15 protein-coding genes are annotated in these 17,128 nt (G+C 34.6%); 2 read left to right on the top strand and 13 right to left on the bottom strand.

The features are described 5' to 3' along the window. Nucleotides 1–144: 144 nt before the first annotated feature. From ACFVS1_RS23010 to ACFVS1_RS22995, 4 genes are all read right to left on the bottom strand, one after another. On the bottom strand, nucleotides 145–1,413 hold the full coding sequence (locus ACFVS1_RS23010) for a hypothetical protein (protein WP_387550895.1): 1,269 nt from the start codon (nucleotides 1,411–1,413) through the stop codon (nucleotides 145–147). Continuing rightward, a complete protein-coding gene (locus ACFVS1_RS23005; RefSeq protein WP_387550892.1) occupies nucleotides 1,414–2,622 on the bottom strand; it encodes a hypothetical protein in 1,209 nt (402 codons plus the stop codon). 1,075 nt (nucleotides 2,623–3,697) lie between these two features. Next, the gene (locus tag ACFVS1_RS23000) at nucleotides 3,698–3,931 is read right to left on the bottom strand and encodes a hypothetical protein (RefSeq protein WP_387550889.1); all 234 of its coding nucleotides are present in this window, start codon (nucleotides 3,929–3,931) and stop codon (nucleotides 3,698–3,700) included. A gap of 212 nt (nucleotides 3,932–4,143) precedes the next feature. Further along, the gene (locus ACFVS1_RS22995; protein ID WP_387550886.1) at nucleotides 4,144–4,587 is read right to left on the bottom strand and encodes a hypothetical protein; all 444 of its coding nucleotides are present in this window, start codon (nucleotides 4,585–4,587) and stop codon (nucleotides 4,144–4,146) included. Between the two features lie 126 nt (nucleotides 4,588–4,713). Here ACFVS1_RS22995 and ACFVS1_RS22990 point away from each other — a divergent pair, with 126 nt between their 5' ends. Next, nucleotides 4,714–5,364: a hypothetical protein gene (locus ACFVS1_RS22990; protein ID WP_387550883.1), complete on the top strand. Its 651-nt coding sequence runs from the start codon at nucleotides 4,714–4,716 to the stop codon at nucleotides 5,362–5,364. 44 nt (nucleotides 5,365–5,408) lie between these two features. Here ACFVS1_RS22990 and ACFVS1_RS22985 read toward each other — a convergent pair whose 3' ends face one another. From ACFVS1_RS22985 to ACFVS1_RS22975, 3 genes are all read right to left on the bottom strand, one after another. After that, complete coding sequence (locus tag ACFVS1_RS22985) at nucleotides 5,409–5,681, bottom strand: hypothetical protein (RefSeq protein WP_387550880.1); 273 nt, start codon at nucleotides 5,679–5,681, stop codon at nucleotides 5,409–5,411. 340 nt (nucleotides 5,682–6,021) lie between these two features. Next, a complete protein-coding gene (locus tag ACFVS1_RS22980; protein ID WP_387550877.1) occupies nucleotides 6,022–6,840 on the bottom strand; it encodes a hypothetical protein in 819 nt (272 codons plus the stop codon). 404 nt (nucleotides 6,841–7,244) lie between these two features. Then, a complete protein-coding gene (locus ACFVS1_RS22975) occupies nucleotides 7,245–8,495 on the bottom strand; it encodes a helix-turn-helix domain-containing protein (RefSeq protein WP_387550874.1) in 1,251 nt (416 codons plus the stop codon). Between the two features lie 357 nt (nucleotides 8,496–8,852). Between ACFVS1_RS22975 and ACFVS1_RS22970 the strand changes: the two genes are divergently transcribed. After that, nucleotides 8,853–9,998: a tyrosine-type recombinase/integrase gene (locus ACFVS1_RS22970; RefSeq protein WP_387550871.1), complete on the top strand. Its 1,146-nt coding sequence runs from the start codon at nucleotides 8,853–8,855 to the stop codon at nucleotides 9,996–9,998. Between the two features lie 611 nt (nucleotides 9,999–10,609). Here ACFVS1_RS22970 and ACFVS1_RS22965 read toward each other — a convergent pair. The 6 genes from ACFVS1_RS22965 to ACFVS1_RS22940 form a co-directional block, all read right to left on the bottom strand. After that, nucleotides 10,610–11,488: an aldose 1-epimerase family protein gene (locus ACFVS1_RS22965; protein ID WP_387550868.1), complete on the bottom strand. Its 879-nt coding sequence runs from the start codon at nucleotides 11,486–11,488 to the stop codon at nucleotides 10,610–10,612. Between the two features lie 213 nt (nucleotides 11,489–11,701). After that, nucleotides 11,702–12,445, bottom strand: coding sequence for a glucosamine-6-phosphate deaminase (gene nagB, locus ACFVS1_RS22960; RefSeq protein ID WP_387550865.1), 744 nt, complete (start codon nucleotides 12,443–12,445; stop codon nucleotides 11,702–11,704). Between the two features lie 240 nt (nucleotides 12,446–12,685). Further along, entirely contained in the window at nucleotides 12,686–13,435 is a 750-nt protein-coding gene (locus ACFVS1_RS22955; RefSeq protein ID WP_387550862.1) for an HAD family hydrolase, read from the bottom strand. Between the two features lie 156 nt (nucleotides 13,436–13,591). Beyond that, nucleotides 13,592–14,743: a YhfX family PLP-dependent enzyme gene (locus tag ACFVS1_RS22950; RefSeq protein ID WP_387550859.1), complete on the bottom strand. Its 1,152-nt coding sequence runs from the start codon at nucleotides 14,741–14,743 to the stop codon at nucleotides 13,592–13,594. 15 nt (nucleotides 14,744–14,758) lie between these two features. Further along, nucleotides 14,759–15,979: a phosphopentomutase gene (locus ACFVS1_RS22945; RefSeq protein WP_387550856.1), complete on the bottom strand. Its 1,221-nt coding sequence runs from the start codon at nucleotides 15,977–15,979 to the stop codon at nucleotides 14,759–14,761. 39 nt (nucleotides 15,980–16,018) lie between these two features. Continuing rightward, on the bottom strand, nucleotides 16,019–17,128 hold the full coding sequence (locus tag ACFVS1_RS22940) for an aminotransferase class V-fold PLP-dependent enzyme (protein WP_387550853.1): 1,110 nt from the start codon (nucleotides 17,126–17,128) through the stop codon (nucleotides 16,019–16,021).

Below are 17,128 nucleotides of genomic sequence, written 5' to 3'. Positions count from 1 at the left end.
ATCCACATGGACATCGTTGTTTCTATAGTTTCTCACTACAAAATAACGAGAAATTTTCTGAATAGATACGAAATCAATACAGAGCTCTTCCTAACAAACCTTTTATGATGAGCTTCTCCGTAATGTCTCTAAATGAGGTTTTTATCAAATTAATTCTTCTAGGCGCTTTCCATATATATCATATAGTTCTTCAATTATATTTAGAATAATAAAGATAACTTCATTCCATTGATTGTCATCAAAATCAACATGATTATGCTTATACTTTAAATGAGCGATATTACATCTAATCTCATATAACTTTTCTGCCATTTTTTCGGCAATGTCAAGTAAGCTTTCATTAGAGTTTCTATTAAATTCTTTCTCAAGTTTACTAAATAACAAACTAATATCAGACTCACACTTAGTCGTTTTATTTTGGACTAACTCTTTTAAACTCTTAAGTGTATCTTGGCTTATATTAATTTTTTCGGAAGTTTTATTATTAAAAACTTCTTCTTTTAACTTTTTTAATAAATATTGGTTTATATTTAATTTCCTAAATATTTTTATTACATCATTTACCTCACGACTTCTAAAACCTATGTCCTCAAGAGAATTTGCAATATCATTCGTATCTGTTTTTAATCGGTCCTGTAAATAATCTATATGATAGACTGAATATAAATTTTCAATACACCTGTATAACTCTAAGTAGCAATGTTCCCAACTAGTAGATGATACTGCTCTATATAATACTTTTGCAATATGCTTACTATTGGGATTTTGAGTTAATTTCACAAACTGCTCTAATGTATTATATGAAAATTCCAGTGAGAATTTATGTCTGTCTACCATCTCTTTCTCATTACTAATCCTCCACAATATGTATATCCTATATAAATCATTCTCATTGTTAATATCAAATATTTCTTTGTCTATTTCCCAAACTTCAAAATTTGGATAGAAAGATAAAACTTCATTAATATCATATTCAATTTTTAGTTCTTCATCAGGGTTTAAACCATATACTTTATCTATTAGATTTAAACTTAAATCAATATCAGAATTTAATGTTACTAGTTGTTCTGAAATTGCAATTAGTTTAAACCCATCAGCAAAATCCTTATTGTCCGAAGCTTTTAACAAAAAACCAGGCGAAAATCCATTTTCTAATTGACTTTCTCCTGGTATTAAGACATATGTCTTATTATCAAAAGCAAGTCCAAAAACGTTTGTTTTATTATTTAAAAGAATTTTATAACTAACTTTACTATTTATAAGGACTTTCATATTATTTTTCATAGACTCAGGATAGGAGGGAGAAATAGTTCTTTGCTTGGCAGGTAAAATTCTTATTTTATCTTCATCACTTATTTGACTTTCTAAGTTGTCAAATATTTTTGTTATGGTTTCAATAATATTTCTAGCCATTTAGATTTTCATCCAATATTCGCCTAATTTAATAAAGCCTTCTTTTTCTTCAAACATCATAGTAAAAGCTTTCTTAAATCCTGTTCTCTCTTCTTCTCCTACCTTACTCTTAGGAAGAGTTGCAAGCCATTGATTTAGCATTTGGAAGTCTAAAAATTCCTCTATTTCATCGATTGAAAATTTATCTGCATCTAACTTAGATATGATTTCATCAATATTATCTTTAAATCTAATTAATGCTTCTTTCGACTGCTCAGGATCTCTCTCTCTTCCCTTTCTGCCGATTATAATCTCTGTAGCGGCAGCAACAAAACCTACTCTAACAGGATGACTAGAAAATAGATCCTTTCCATTAGTAAATCTTCCCTCTAACTCAATTTCCGATAAGTCTAGATTCCCTAGTGCAATATCTAACTTACACATAGCTATAAAGATATCTACGAATTTATCTAAACTTATTGATTGATCCAAAGAGTCCAGCAAATCTAATTTTTTGTATTCCTCAGCTAGTTGAGTAGAGATATCAGTTTTTTCATTTCTAAGACTATACACCAAAAATAAATCTACAATCTGATTCTTATGGAATTCACCTGAATTAGTCCTACGACCTTTGTCGTTAATGTCGTAAAAATTTAATTTTGAATATAATTCGCTATCCTTACCTTCTATCATCTCTTTTATTGTTGTAATAATTGGTTTATAAATAACTTCAACTTGTCTTCTAACGTTCCAAGGAACTTGCCCAGTATTTAAAACTAACATTCTATAAAGAAGTTTATTAATGCTAGTAGCGATCCAATACTCAACACGAATTTCCCTACCTTCATTGCCCTCTAAACAGCCTCTATATATATTAGTTCGTTGCATACCATCAATTATCGAAATATCTTCAACAGGATAGTTCTCAAATATTTGATTAAAGTCAGTGTCTAAATCACTTGCTTCCTTTAAATTTTGTAATTCTTCATCCTTTACAATTAAACCTAAAACAACAGGGGGAAAAATTCCTCCGTTTTTGAAGTCTTTTATCATTCTATCCCTAATTTTGCTTGCAGCTGCCGATTTAGATATAACACTTCTTTGACCTTCAATATTTCCATCTTGCCTAAATGCGTAATCAGTTAAAGAAGTATAATTTTTCAATTCCATAACTGTAGAAATTGACAATGCGAAAGCATTAAAATCAAAATTCCTGTCAACAACTCTCACCCTAATCACTCACCTTCTCATACCTGTTTAATCATCTTTCTATACCAAGCTATTTTCAAATGCCTTTGGTAACACTTCAAAACCCATAACCTCAACAATCAGGATTAGACTTGTAGTGTTAACCATAATTAATCCAATCTGCTTTAAAGTAATAGAATAGTATTACTACAAGCAGAATGATTTTAGCAATAAAAGTTATAATAAAAAGCTAGTACCAGTAAATTAAAAACTTTATTAACAAGTTAGACTATTGAAAAGAATTAATTATAAGGAAGTAAAACAATACTGTTACTAGTATTTTCACAAAAAAATAGATGGGGCTATTTGAAATCTTTAGACAAAGTCGCTCTTATAACATAATTATATCAAACGTTAATAAAGCATGGTTATATAAATTCAATAATAATGAAAAACCTCATTTACTTGTGATATTATTTAGCCTGATTGATACTAAACGCCCTATCAATCCTCCTATGTTACTCATTCAACATTTACTCCTACAAAAATTACTCCCCCTGACCATTAAATCAGAGGGAGTAGACTAACGAGTATCCGTCCTAATTTTCTATAATTTTTGGCATACCATCACATCTAAAAATCCTTTTCTCTTACATGCAGTACATAAATATTTCTTATAACAATGTTAGTCACACTCTGGTTATAACCTCATTCTCATTAGCCAATAAATCATTTCTTCATTAAAAATCACTTTAGTAGTGATGATAATTTTTGCTCTACCCACTTACTCATAATAATTCCGTCTCGTTCAGCTAACTCTGTCATACTTTATAAAAGATCAATAGGTAATTCCAAACTATTCTTTCGATAGTAACTTCGCAAAATCAAATTACCCTCTTTATTATGGATCTCTCCTTTTGTTAAAAATGGCAGGATATCAGTCGCAACGAAACCCTTTGTCGTTAATGGTCTTTCCCCTCCCCGAATGAAGAGTAGGATAGTGTTATCCTGTTTATCTATCAGGTCTTCAGATAAGATAAGTCTTAGCGGCACGTTCAAAAACCTTGTCCCACAAGGGCTATGATTTATGAAATTTACTCATTTATGAAGAAAATGCTCATTTTTTTAAATTCCACCATTTTTTCTGATCTTCTGGAGATGGGTCCTCATCAGCAGCTTTAAGAGTTCCATCCATCCATCTAGAATTTACATCGTCCTCGGCACAATCTTCACATAAACGTTCTGATAGATCATTATCATAATCCCATTCAGCACTACCACTATAATAATGATTAAAACTTGATCTTGTTTCGCTTACATTAAAATGCTTTCCGCATCTTGGGCATATCATATTATTTTTCTCCTTTCAAGATGAGAATTACCTCTAGTCATCATCTCCGCCAAAACCGTATTTAATATTCTCATGTCCACAGTATGGGCATGTGACGTATGCATGAGCTTTATCTCCGTCTTCCCAAGGAAGAGTTAAAACGCCGCCAGACAACGATCGTTGAGAGTTTTCACATGTATCCCTAATTTCACTCCTCACATCTTATTCTTTACTCAGGCAGATGCCTTTGTATAAGCGTTTACCCATGTTTGATGTCCTTCTAATGAATATCCATATTTTGACGCTAACTCAACTTTGTTAGTCGACGGATTACAGCCTTCAGGAAGATTTCGAATATGTCCTCTAACGTTGATCGTATTATCAATTGGAAATTCACTCATGATACTTTTTTCAATAGGTTCTGAAACTAACGGACTGACATTATTTTTCGTTTCTATACTTTTGGTAAAGACTTCTTCTACGAGCGATGACTTGATGGATGATTTAATAACTGCACTGTTTTTAACAAAAAGGATCGTTCCCATCACCGAAAACACAATTGCTGTTCCAATTACTACTTCCTTCTTATGTTCTTTAGCTTTTTCAAAAAAGCTTTTGTTCTTACTTTTTCTTACGTCCCCGGTCATATTCTGATTGGGTATGAATTGGGTTTCCATGTAAGCACCTCCTCGATTTTCTGCTGTTCTTCTCGGATTTTCTAATATAATAGTAGCGCGAAATTTTAAGTTGCACAAGACTTACGCAAGGTATATAATTTGTCTCAAATGGAGGAATATTATAATATGGATGACCTATTAAAAGAAAAGGCGACGTACTGGAAAAGTAGATTAAAAAAGTGTATGGATGCAGGCAGATATACTCAGGCATCCTTTGCTGAAGCCTTAAACAATAAATATGGAACTAGTTATAGCCAAAAAGATGTTAGCCGATGGGTGAATACGGGAGCCAAAATTAAAAATGGAGAAGTCGGCTTTCCAAAATACGATACTATGCTTTTAATTGCAGATTTCCTTCGTCTAGATATTGGCTATCTCACTGGTGAAACTGATGAAGATTCATTTTCATTGGAAAAGGCGTGTTCTTATATGGGCTTGAATGGCGAAGCGATAAAAGCCATAAGAGAAATTACAGATCCTGAAAATGAAGCTAGCTACATGAGGAAAGATATGAGAGAGTCTTTTAACAAGTTTCTTTCAGCAGAGGGCTTTCCTAATTTTTTTGATAGGCTACATGATCTTCATCTTACATCTATATCACCAAAACAAGAGAATCGCGTATTCGATAACCTAGATAGTACTATTGACTACATCCGTAATTTAGAGTACAAAGGGAAAATTGAACGATATGAATTGAATGAAGCTCTGGTACTGCTAATTAATGAATTATACCCTAACCCGCCACAAGTAGATCTGAACATAAAAGATGAAAAATAAACGAAGATAAATATATTATAGATTATTCTAAGGTCTCCACCGCACTAAAATACATCAATAGCGGATGCACAACTTCTTCTTATGAGCGCCCAAGCCCCGATTGTGCCTGCAAATGCAAATATTCGTGGGAATGAAACAATGCCGCGAATATCTTCGTTGGTTGTGTTTCGCCAAGAACGGAGAAACGCATATAAGCCCGCTATTGTAACATCGAATCCGTCCAGAAGTGTATAAAAATGGACGAGTGTATTGGATATACGCGAAAAGCCGGTTGGATCGCCAAAGTGCTTTATTAGTTGTTCTGGTGAATATTCCATTTCGATTCCTCCTTAGTTTTTTTACTGAAAATTTCTGCCCCTTACAAACAATGCCGCCGCTTTTTCTTTTTTCGGACGTGTTCATAAAATAATAGGCGCGAGAGTCTAAAGTCGCGCACTTTTCCTGAAACTATTTGTCCTTACTGTATAATAGGCGCTACCTTTCGTTTTCGGACAAAAGTTTTACGCCCCCTATATACAATGACGACTGCCTTCGTATTTTCGCGCACCTTCCAACTGTGTTTTTAAGCAAAAAAAATAACAATGCTGATTTTCAGCAATCGTCATAAAAAACGCATAAAGAGGATTTGTTGACCTTAACTTTTCTTCTTTTATATTTTTAATTTTCTCCTTTAAACCCTTTTAAACACTCTTCATAAAAACCTTGCGAAGACAAATGTTCCGTTAAAGCTTTATAATTGGCTATGGTTCTTTCCATAGCAATTAATATAATAAAGATAAAATAAAATGGATGTAATGTTGAATAACCCTTAAAAATAGATATCACAACAAATCCAATAGTAATTATCATTGAAATAAGCCATAAAAGAAATTTCCTTCTTAACTTTTTAAACTTTTGTTTTTCAGTTTCTTCTGGGGATCCATAAAATAATACAAAAACGTAAATGGAGGAGTGTAATATCACTAAGAATACGAATAAGCTATTTACATATCCTTCTTGACTAATGTACTTATATAAATTTATGTTTGAATAAAGAATTACATAATATGAGAGCCACGAGGCTAATGAAATATAAACTGCTCCCCCAACCATATGAAATGCAACTTTTAAAGGAAGAAAATCTATACCTACGCTATCTTTTGTGATTAAGAAAGTTAGAAAAAATTTCATTATTTTGTCGCTAATATTCTCTTCTCGTAGGATATTTAATAATAGTAATAGTAATAAAGGTAAAAGAAGAATAATAGAGAGATAGAACTTAACAATAGGCCCTTTGTTATGAAGATCAGTGGTTCCAAAAAGAGATACTAAGACATATGAGACTATATAAATAAACAAATAAATCGGAACAATTATCATTAGCCTAAATAAACATAAGTATATCTTCTTCTTATTTGTTATTAAATACTCTTCCTTTTTTGAAGACCAGGTTAAAAGGTTTAAAACAGGCTCTAATAATAAATCATATGGACTCAAAAAATAAACTCCTTTCTCATGTATAAATCTCACTTTTTCGTTTAGAAATCACAATAGAATATATATATTACCATTTTTATTAATTTGTAAACGTATAATCCAGTGTTTAGTTTAAGAATAAATCTCCGACAACCTCGCACATGTTTTAACATCAAATAGCCCGACCTGTTGCCGCCAGCCGGACTTAAATATTCATCCATTTTGTTATGAAGTAAATAAATTACTGAAAGTGGGGTTACCTGCCTTCTTGTACCTATCATTTTTTCTTTCCGGAATTTAGATAATGCCGACTCTGTACCTTTTCCGAAGACAGAATCAAATCATTCAGGGCCGTAAAGTATAGCCTGTAGGATCCAGTTGAGATTGCCTTTGTACCATTTTCGCAGCAAAAAATTTTTATATAGTTATTTTATTATCGAAGATAATTTTTGCTCAACCCATTTACTAATACTAATCCCTTCTTGTTCAGCTAAATCTGAAATTGTTTCTAACAATTCGATAGGTAACTCAAAACTAGTTTTTCTATTTGAACTACGTAATATCAACGAATCATCTTCATGATGCATTTCTCCATTGATTAAATACGGTAAGATATCAGCAATACCAAACACCTCAGTTTTTAACGGCTTTTCCCCTGCCTTGATGCAGAGTAAAACTGTTTCACTTTGTTCTCTAAGTCGAATGTTTTCCACTCCCCAAATTTCATATAAATAGTCAATGAAGGGATAAAATACAACTTCATTTTTTGGCATCTGAAGTTCAATATAGCCCTTATAATCTAAAGTAGATTGGTGAATCGAGTATGACGGCTTTAAGGCATAATTGTTAATTCCTTCTTCATACGTGAACCACTTTTGGATATTGGGTAGGTAGAAACCAAATACATTATCTTCATTACGAACCACACGTGCCTCTGGTATTTTAGACGATTGAAATCTTTGATACAAAGCAATGTCATTTTTCGAATCATAATATTCATATTTTTTTGGTCGCAGTGTTTCAGTTGGTTTGAGTGATTTCTCTGCTTCCTGATAGGCTGTTTCCGAAATGACATAAGTGATTCTTTCATCACCATACGGGACAGCCTTAGCTTTTATCGAACCATCTTGTATATACTTATAAACACTTTGTACAGATAATCCCAATTTCTTTGCCACATCATTTGGACTCATGCCAGTAGGTAAAGTTTGTTTCTCAGATACTAATCGATCCACTTCCGCTTTTTGATAACGAGCCTCTCGATGTAATCGATGTGGGTCCAGAATCTTAATGATTTTCTTCTGCTTTCCATAATGGTAGACCGTTGCCTTGGATACGCCTAATAAATCCGCTACTTCTTTTTGTGTATACCATTCCACTTTATCTCCCTCCCATCCTTCTTGATGATCCGTTCCTGTTATTGGAACATCCCGTTGGTTCCCATTCGTCAATTCCTCATGATACAAGACTGCTTCCGCCTGACCAAATTTTACACGATATTGGAGACGTGGGTGTTCGATCACTTCCAAAATCACGCCTTCTTTTTTTTCAAATTGTTTAAAGTAGTGAAAACTCTCTGGGTCTTCTTCTTCCGTACATGTTTGGAGAACAAAAACCGTTTCCCCCATTTCATATGATTCAGTCTGCGTGTTTTTTTCATGGTTTTGTTTATTCATTATTTTTCTCTTCACCTTTTATCTTTTATTGTTATATATATTTTTATCTCATGATTAACTATTTATTTCATATATCTATCATAATATATAATGTTTTCTTAAATAAGTATAATTCTAAATTTCTCTTATATAATCATTATAGATTTAATGTTTGAATCTAACAATATTATTATAATTTTTGAATCTAATTTTATATTAATTAAGGAAGACCTAAATAAATATAGAATTTATTTAGGTTTTTCATAATTAGTTAACTCTTGAAGTTTGTTATAATGTAATGTATAACCACAAATAATGAAAATAATTATTATACTTTTTCTTATTAATAAATGGATAATAAAAGTGAGGGATACAGGTATGCATGAACTGATGGGAATAACGAAAGAGGTTCAGAGCCATGCATGGAAAAAGAGTCTTTCAGACATTTCGATTCATACGTTACAGGAGCGTTTAGATACGGCAGAAAGAGATGGGCATCATCCTTTTTCAGGCTTTAACGATCTAGACATGCTCCAGTGGTTTCTTCAAAGGCGGGAGCATTTAAAACAACAACATGAAAAGTCCACCCGCACCGTCCAAGCCTATGAGAGGGAACTTCTTCAATTTATTGAACAATTACTCACGTATTCGGCGGAAATCCATGTAGACATGGAACAAGTTGTGGAAGGTTCCCTCTTTAAATCTCTCTCTACACGGCACATTCGAAGGTATCAGGAATGGTTATCAGAAAAAAGCCCCTATGTCTTAAAAAATGGAGTGTATTCCGTTGCCGCATTATCCAGAAAGACAACCATCATTAAAAGTTTTTTGAAGTTTCTGTTCGAATCAGGATATATTACGGAGCCCATTCATGAAGGGTTCTTTAAGGTCAATATTCGTAAAGATGATCGGCCGAACCGTGATTTGGGACCGAAGGAAGTCATTCAGCTGCTTGATTACTTCAGGGAAATCAACCACCCCATCGTTTTTTCAATCATTCATATCCTCACGATGACAGGCATGCGTAATGAAGAGTTTACTAGACTCCGAGTCAAGGATCTTCAATATGATTCCATTACCAGTACGTATTTTTTAGAGGTACTGGGTAAAGGAAATAAAAGAAGGCAAATCCCACTGAAAGAAAAAGGAATGAATAGCATTCGCATGTTCCGTTCAGCTAGAGGGCTCGAAGATATAGCCGGAGCAGAAGGAGAAGACCCGCTCTTTACGACCAATACCGGCCGTGCCTACTCTCCCTCATATTTGTCTCAATACATATCAAAAGCCATTAAGGAAAGTGGATTGCGTTTTTTGCAGTTTCGTTCTTCTTCCATTGGTCCTCATACCTTCAGGCATGCTTTTGCCATCATTTCTCATCTAAATGGAGTGGATGTCTATCAGATAATGAAGAGTCTGGGCCATGAGCAGCTATCAACTACAGAAATTTATTTGGAGAAGGTTTTTGAAAAAGAACGCCATGCGATTCATTTGTGGAAATCAGATGTGTTTGGAGAGTATATATAATAGAAGAAAGTCGTCATATTTAGAGAAGTTTTTGCTGTATTTTTGTACTCCAATTGACTTAAACGATCCATTTCTACAATGGTTTAATGATTGAAGATATGAAAAATGGTCGGGATTTAATCAAAGATAAATAACGATTTTACCCGCAATTAGACACTAGTAAAAAGCTTACACTCTCTATTCCTTAGAGAAACTATACATGCTAAACAGCATTACCCTTACTATTAATAGACAAGGGCAGTTTAGCATGTTTATAAAAGTGTACTTTTACGTCTAAAATGTCTTTCTTCCTATTTAATATGAGGTTTGATTAGCTTCAATTGTAATCATTGTCCAAACCATATTTATAAGGGATTGTAAGATGATGATTAGTGAAATGCAATTGTAACTTTGAATGTCTTCAAATCAACATTTTTGATTTAGAGTTTAAATGGGAAAGAATAGAATGTAAATACATTATTAGAAAAAGTATGAGGTTTATATCCAAAAATAACTCTAGTGGTTGACTTGACCTTTTATTTACTTCTACTACAAAATATAGCAGCAAACAATGGCCTTGGTCTGTGCTACTAATCTTAGTATGTTTTTATTTTGTCATACTCTAAAAAATGTCAAATGAATGTCATCGTATAGTTTGCTTCAAACCAGCCGCCTGCTTCAAGCTTATTAATTCCTATTTTTTCCTTTAACTGACCAGATGTGTCTTCCGTATCGGCAAGACCGTACCAAGGTTCAATGCATACAAACGGAGCCATCGTGCCATTTGATTGATTGTAGCTCGACCATATTCCGACAAATGGAAAAGCAGCCAAGTCAACTTCAACTCCATGACCTGTCCGGTCTGATAAAAGCGAAACATGGTCAATGTGACTGTATATAAATGCATCATTCTTAAATAAAGACGCTTGAATAGTGATCGGCTCAATCGATTCAGCCGATTCTTTTTCTTTGATCAATGATTTGGCCAGTTCATATCGCGTGACGCGTTTGCCAACGGCCGATGTAAAAGCTAACGTATACTCTTCCGCTTTTTCCTCGCTTGTGAGCGGCACGTTAAATGCAGGATGAGCTCCAATGGAAAAATACATTGTCTCTTTCTGTTCATTTTTAATTTCCCAGCGAACGTTCAGTGACTGCTCCTTCAATGCATAGTGAATTACTGCCTGAAACCGGTACGGGTACACATCCAAAAAGTCATCAGACGACTCAAAGCAGAAAGAAACATGATCTACATGCTGAGCCTGAACAGTAAATTCAACATCTCGCAGAAAACCGTGCTGCGACAAGTGATATGTTTTTCCATTCAGCTTATATTGATCCTTTTTTAACCGCCCAACAATTGGAAACAGTATCGGCGACACTCTTCCCCAATGCGTGCTTTCGCCGCTCCACAGATAACTCAGCCCTGTTTTTTTATTTAGAACCTCACGTACTTCTGCACCGGAAGTGGAGATACTTACTTTTAATGCTTCATTTTCAAGGACTATCATTGCAGGCTCCTTTCTGTTCCGTTATTGATTCTTTCGCACTTATTATATAACATTGGATTTGCAATCTTTCATCTACCTTTTGAACGATATATATCTTTTCATCACACAGTAAGAGGAAACAAAGACAAAAAAAGTAACTATTCTCGGACAGACATAGTTACATTATGAAAATGAACATTATTAAGGTTTAGAACTAAACACCCAAGATAAACATTAACAATACAAATGATGTTCCAATTTGGAGACGGCCTTCTCATCTGCAACTACTACTACATTTGAGTGGTTTCTTAGTACAGTAGCTGGACAATTACTACCTACCTCTTCTGTAAACATGCGGTATATTGCCTCTGCCTTACTTTCTCCAGAAGCAAGAAGTATTATTTCTTTACTTTTTAAAATAGTTGATATGCCCATTGTGATTGCATGATTTGGTACTTCATCATAATTATTAAAATAACGTGCATTTACTTGCCGGGTTGACTCTGTAAGAGCCAACACATGTGTTGGCATATTTAGCGCTGTTCCAGGTTCATTGAAACCAATATGTCCGTTTTCACCGATTCCCAACAGTTGTAAATCCACACCACGTACTTTGTCTATTTTTGCTTCATAGCTTATAGCTTCTTGTTTCAGATTGCTTGCCATACCGTTGGGAATATTTACATTTTTGCTTGGTATATCAATGTAATTAAATAAATGATTATACATGTAATAATGATAGCTATTTGGATGGCTAGATTCTAATCCAACATATTCATCTAGATTATACGTAAAAACATGCCTGTAGGTTGTTTTTTTCTTCTTATAGTCATCAATTAAAAATTCATAAGTACCAACAGGTGTACCCCCTGTTGCAAGACCAAGTGATAACATAGAGGAAGAACTTACTTTTTCAATGATTCGTCTTGCTGTAAAAGCGCTCATCTCTTCAGGATTTCTAACTTTAACAAGTTTCATCTTAACACTCCTAAATTTTTAGAAAAAATTATCGTTTTATCCTACGTTCTTTTAAATACTATTATCGAACTCAGGTCTCATACACTTTCCAAGTTGCCTAAGATTGCTGAGGTATCTATAACGCTTCTTTATTTCCAATAACTATTTTTGTTTTTTGCAAACTATTTATAAGTAAGGGTGTTCCCATTAGGGTTCGACAATGGGACCATTACCATGGTTTGTTACTTATTGATTAATGGCTTATAAATTAAATATTTCTTCTAATGCTAATGCAACACCATCGTGATCATTATCCTCAGTTATCAAATTCGCACATTTTTTTACGTAATCAGGTGAGTTTCCCATAGCGATTCCTAATCCGGCTGCTTCTAGCATCTCTATATCATTTATGCCATTACCAATTGCCACTACTTCACTCGCAGAAATTCCCAGACGATTCAAGATAGGTATAATGCCAGACCATTTAGATCCAACCGGATAAACTTCCAAACGATTGCCTTCATCAAAAACATATTCATCCGTTATTTCAGCTCTAAGGGATTCACGGTCTTTAGTAGAATCAAGATAAAGGGCTAAGCGGTGAGCGTCGCGATTTGTATCAGTAAGATTAGATTGTGTAGCTTGTGGCAGTAAATGTTCAATATCAGGCTGGGGTCGATTCGAACGGGAAGTCTTATATGAAAAATGAAAATAAGCACCATTGTATTCTTTCGTTTTGCTGCATAAATTAAAAGCTAACTGTGATGGTATTTTGACATCATATAATACCTCATTATTCGAAATGACAAAGCTCCCATTGTATGTTACATATATCGAGCATCTAAATTTTTCTCCATATATTTTTGAAGCAACCAAAGATCTTCCTGAAGCTAAAGCTACCAATACACCCTTTTGTTGTAACTTAATGATGCTTTCAATGAGTCTTTCTTCAAGTTGTTCATTAGAGTTTAAAATAGTTCCATCAATATCCAGAAAAACAATTCGATACATACTATCACACATCCTTATTATGGTGGACCCACTGCCTATGTCATTGGATATACAGGCGAGTAGGAAGAAGAGGGCTTAGCCCACAAGTTAAAAGAAGTTAAGAAGTTAATGTATCATTGAGTCTTCAACTTATATAAAGTTTAGCGCCTTTTTCTCTTAATTTACTAAATTACCAGTTGCATCATAAATCCCAAGAAGTTCCGGTTTAGTTGAAAGATTTTTTACAATTGCTATTTGGGCATGAGTGACAAATATTTGAGTACGAAAAGCAAATATGGCAGTGTCACCAATTTTGACATCACGTGTATTTAATGTTCCATAGTAATCGATATTGGAAGGGTCATTTACTATGATAGGCACTTTTTTCAAACTATTTATATTTTTCCCTACAAAGGCATTTTGCATATGGGAACGCGGATAAAAACCGCCTCCAAAGACAAAAGCTCGATCTTGATAAAAATGAGAAACTTCAGAAACGTATGTCATTGCTGGTCTTTCTTCTAAATGTTGGATTGCGTGTAAAGGGGTCGTACCAGTAAGAGCGTGTCCTGGCTCTCCTTGAGTTGCTCCGTTTTCTTTTAACAATTGTATCGTTGATACGGAAGTTGCACTCGGCATATTCATCTGCAAATGTTGATGTCCTCTTTGCTGAAGCAATTCTTTTGCCAGTTGCATCGACTTGACATTCTGTGTAACGGCAGGAGTATCGTTTTGTATTAATATGCAAGGAAAACTCGTTAATCCCGCTATAACAATACCATCCAACTCTTCAAGTTTCTTTACTTCTTCCTGGAGCTGATGAAGAGTAAAACCACCCTCTTGGCCGTTATAAATAAAGTCACCAATGTTTGCAATGCGCAAGAAAATTTTTTGGATTCTTCCCACCAGTTTTGCAGCATCACTAACATTCTTTGCATTTTCATAGCTAAAAACGGTGATAAAATCGGGTTCGATATTTAAAATCTTCGGTATCATTCTTTTTGGCAATTGTACAAGATGTCCAACATGACCAATTTTAATTCCATTTTTGCTGAGAGTGAGTGCTTCCCACGGATCCACAGCCACTGCTTTTTCAATTCCTGCCTCAACAATGGCTTTAGCTACCAACGGATTTCGACCGAATTGTTTGGACATAAACAATAATTCAATATCCTGTTTTTTGGCTTCTTTGGCTAAAAGAGTAGCATTCGATTTTATGGTATCCAGATCTAGTACGTACGTATTTGGAGAAATAGCGCCTTGTTGATGTAGTTCTAAGGAAGCTTCTATTAACTTCGGATTGCGTTGTTGAGTTATGTCTAAAAACATTAATATCTCTCCAATCTAATTTCCTTTGTTACTTTCCTTGATATTGTAAAGACTCGTCCCGTTTTCAGTGGCATCAAGCCCTAAATATTCAGCTGCTGTTGCAGCTATATCAGAAAGTGTTTCTCTTTCTCCAAGATTCATTGGTTTAAGCAATTTATTATAGACTAACAAGAATGTTTTTTCTCGTGTATGCTGGCTATGGCCGATGGTAGGATCGTTCCCATGATCTGCACTTATGATTAGTAAATCTTGTTCCGTCATTTTTTCTACTATTGTTGCTAAATATTGATCTACTAACGAAATCCGGTTAGCATAGCGCTCTGGATCTTGAGCATGCCCAGCTAAATCTGTTTCCTGTATAGTTGCAGCAATTAATCCATTTTGAACATGGTCCATTTGATTTAGGATATCCTTCATTACTTGTTCAGTATCAACACCAGGGAATTTATTTGCCCCTTCACAATAGATCACATCCTGCATTTTACCCACGAGAGAAACTTCTACTCCCTCTTTAACAGCCAAAGTTGGCAATTGATGATCAGGTAAAATGCCAAACCCTAAGTGCCGAACTTGATATCCCTTTTTATATACATTTGACTTTGGTGAGTTAACCCCAACCAATCCATCTTCACGAAGTTCCACTGAATTTTGTAGGTGTTCAGGTGTTACGTTCTCACCGCCTAGCGCAATTACTCGATTGACCCTCACATTTCTCCGAACACATTCGCCTATTTTTAGAACTTCCTCAAAGGATATATTGTCCAGCGGCGCACTCACATTATAAATTTGTCCAAAATCAGTCTCAATGTTATCTGCGACGATGACCAAATCATTCACCAATAAATAGGGGATATCCCGATTAGGAATATTTACTTTATAGCCATCTAATTCAAGGGCAGTTCGAACTTCAGCCATATTATCGATAAAAGGGGCAAGATAGGCCTTTTTAGGCTTTGAGCCCATTATTTCATTATGACCTTCATAACTATCAGCACCATGGTGCATGAGTTTTATTACACCGTAGCTGGCCAGGTTTTCTTTCTTTTCTAAACTTGGATGATTCAGGACTTTATTAATTCCTAACTTTTCAAAAGTAGGAATCCGAAGTGATGGAACGGCATCTAAAATGTGATAAAAGGTGTTTGCACCAACATCTTGGGGATGATATTCTACTGCATCATCCATATAACCAACACCTAAACTGTCTAAAATTATAACGATTACTCTTTTATTCATTGTTATTACTCCTCCATCTTGTGCAGTCTGACCCAAAAGTCACTGACTTTTAGCCTGAGCCTTATGAATGGATTGCGTTAATATCCTGATAATCGTATCTGTTCCACTTCTTAGTGGATTGATCCGAATCATTTTTTTATATAAAGTAGGATCTGATGTAAGAAAGGTATTTGAAACTCTATAGAACATAGGAACAAATTCATACTTGGATTCGGCACCTACTGGATACGGGGCTGCCCCAAGTTCGTTTGCATAATGGAGTACGTCTTCTGCGATTGGTTCCGTTAGCTCTACTAATACTACTTTTGATTGCGCATTTGCTAAGAAAGCACGTTTTACACCTGTTACTATCCCTTGATTAAGATTTGATACTAATTTTTCATTTACTTCAGCTTGAATGGCTAACATAACTGGAGCATAGACAAGCCCACGCAAAGCTTCTAGCGCCTCATAACCTTGTACCTGGCTACCACCAGAGTAGTTCATTTTTTCTATTTTTCTAATCAAGTCTGCCTTACCAATTATGAGACCGATTCCTTCTGGACCTAACAATTTAAATAATGAGAAGGTTGTCAAATCAGCACCAGCTTGAACCCCTACTTGTTCTACTTTCATTGTTGCATAATTATCATCAGTAAGGATGTATAGAGAAGGATTCATCGAACGAATGTGCCCAATGACTTTGCCTATATCGTAATGATCATCCATTTTTTGACGTGTATGTTGAATGAGTGCGCCTTTTAATTCAGGATGAAGTTGAATTACTTTTTTCACTTTCTCTTTTTGATGAAAGTCAACAAATATCGCTTCTATCCCCATGCTATCTAGCGTTGTCTTGCTTGTTGGATAAATAGGTGCGTCATGGACCAAGATTTGGTCGCCTGGTTTCAAAAAACTCATAAATCCATATCGTAGTGCTCCAGTTCCTGCGCCTCGTACAAACAAGGCTCTTTCGACATGAAAAAAATCTGCCAATATTTCTTCTACCTTTTTTGTATATTGGGGTTTATTCACACCTCTCACAACACCTAAATCTCCAAGTGAAAGTATTTCATCACCTCGAAAATAACGAGTAATGATATCAATTAACTGAAATTGCTTTTGTTGGGCTTCTTCCATTGAAAGACTTTTTAAAGGGAATGTTTGCAT

Source organism: Peribacillus sp. NPDC058075 (genome assembly GCF_042885195.1).
GTDB lineage: Bacteria > Bacillota > Bacilli > Bacillales > DSM-1321 > Peribacillus.
This window is presented reverse-complemented; position numbering and strand designations above follow the sequence as displayed.

Excerpts from the sequence above, each read along its gene's own strand:
- ACFVS1_RS22945 (WP_387550856.1), bottom strand. The coding sequence starts at position 15,979 with ATGAATAAAAGAGTAATCGTTATAATTTTAGACAGTTTAGGTGTTGGT.
- ACFVS1_RS22975 (WP_387550874.1), bottom strand. The coding sequence starts at position 8,495 with ATGAATAAACAAAACCATGAAAAAAACACGCAGACTGAATCATATGAA.
- ACFVS1_RS22950 (WP_387550859.1), bottom strand. The coding sequence starts at position 14,743 with ATGTTTTTAGACATAACTCAACAACGCAATCCGAAGTTAATAGAAGCT.
- ACFVS1_RS22940 (WP_387550853.1), bottom strand. The coding sequence starts at position 17,128 with ATGCAAACATTCCCTTTAAAAAGTCTTTCAATGGAAGAAGCCCAACAA.
- ACFVS1_RS22990 (WP_387550883.1), top strand. The coding sequence starts at position 4,714 with ATGGATGACCTATTAAAAGAAAAGGCGACGTACTGGAAAAGTAGATTA.
- ACFVS1_RS22955 (WP_387550862.1), bottom strand. The coding sequence starts at position 13,435 with ATGTATCGAATTGTTTTTCTGGATATTGATGGAACTATTTTAAACTCT.
- ACFVS1_RS22970 (WP_387550871.1), top strand. The coding sequence starts at position 8,853 with ATGCATGAACTGATGGGAATAACGAAAGAGGTTCAGAGCCATGCATGG.
- ACFVS1_RS23010 (WP_387550895.1), bottom strand. The coding sequence starts at position 1,413 with ATGGCTAGAAATATTATTGAAACCATAACAAAAATATTTGACAACTTA.
- ACFVS1_RS23000 (WP_387550889.1), bottom strand. The coding sequence starts at position 3,931 with ATGATATGCCCAAGATGCGGAAAGCATTTTAATGTAAGCGAAACAAGA.
- ACFVS1_RS22965 (WP_387550868.1), bottom strand. The coding sequence starts at position 11,488 with ATGATAGTCCTTGAAAATGAAGCATTAAAAGTAAGTATCTCCACTTCC.
- nagB (WP_387550865.1), bottom strand. The coding sequence starts at position 12,445 with ATGAAACTTGTTAAAGTTAGAAATCCTGAAGAGATGAGCGCTTTTACA.
- ACFVS1_RS22985 (WP_387550880.1), bottom strand. The coding sequence starts at position 5,681 with ATGGAATATTCACCAGAACAACTAATAAAGCACTTTGGCGATCCAACC.
- ACFVS1_RS22995 (WP_387550886.1), bottom strand. The coding sequence starts at position 4,587 with ATGGAAACCCAATTCATACCCAATCAGAATATGACCGGGGACGTAAGA.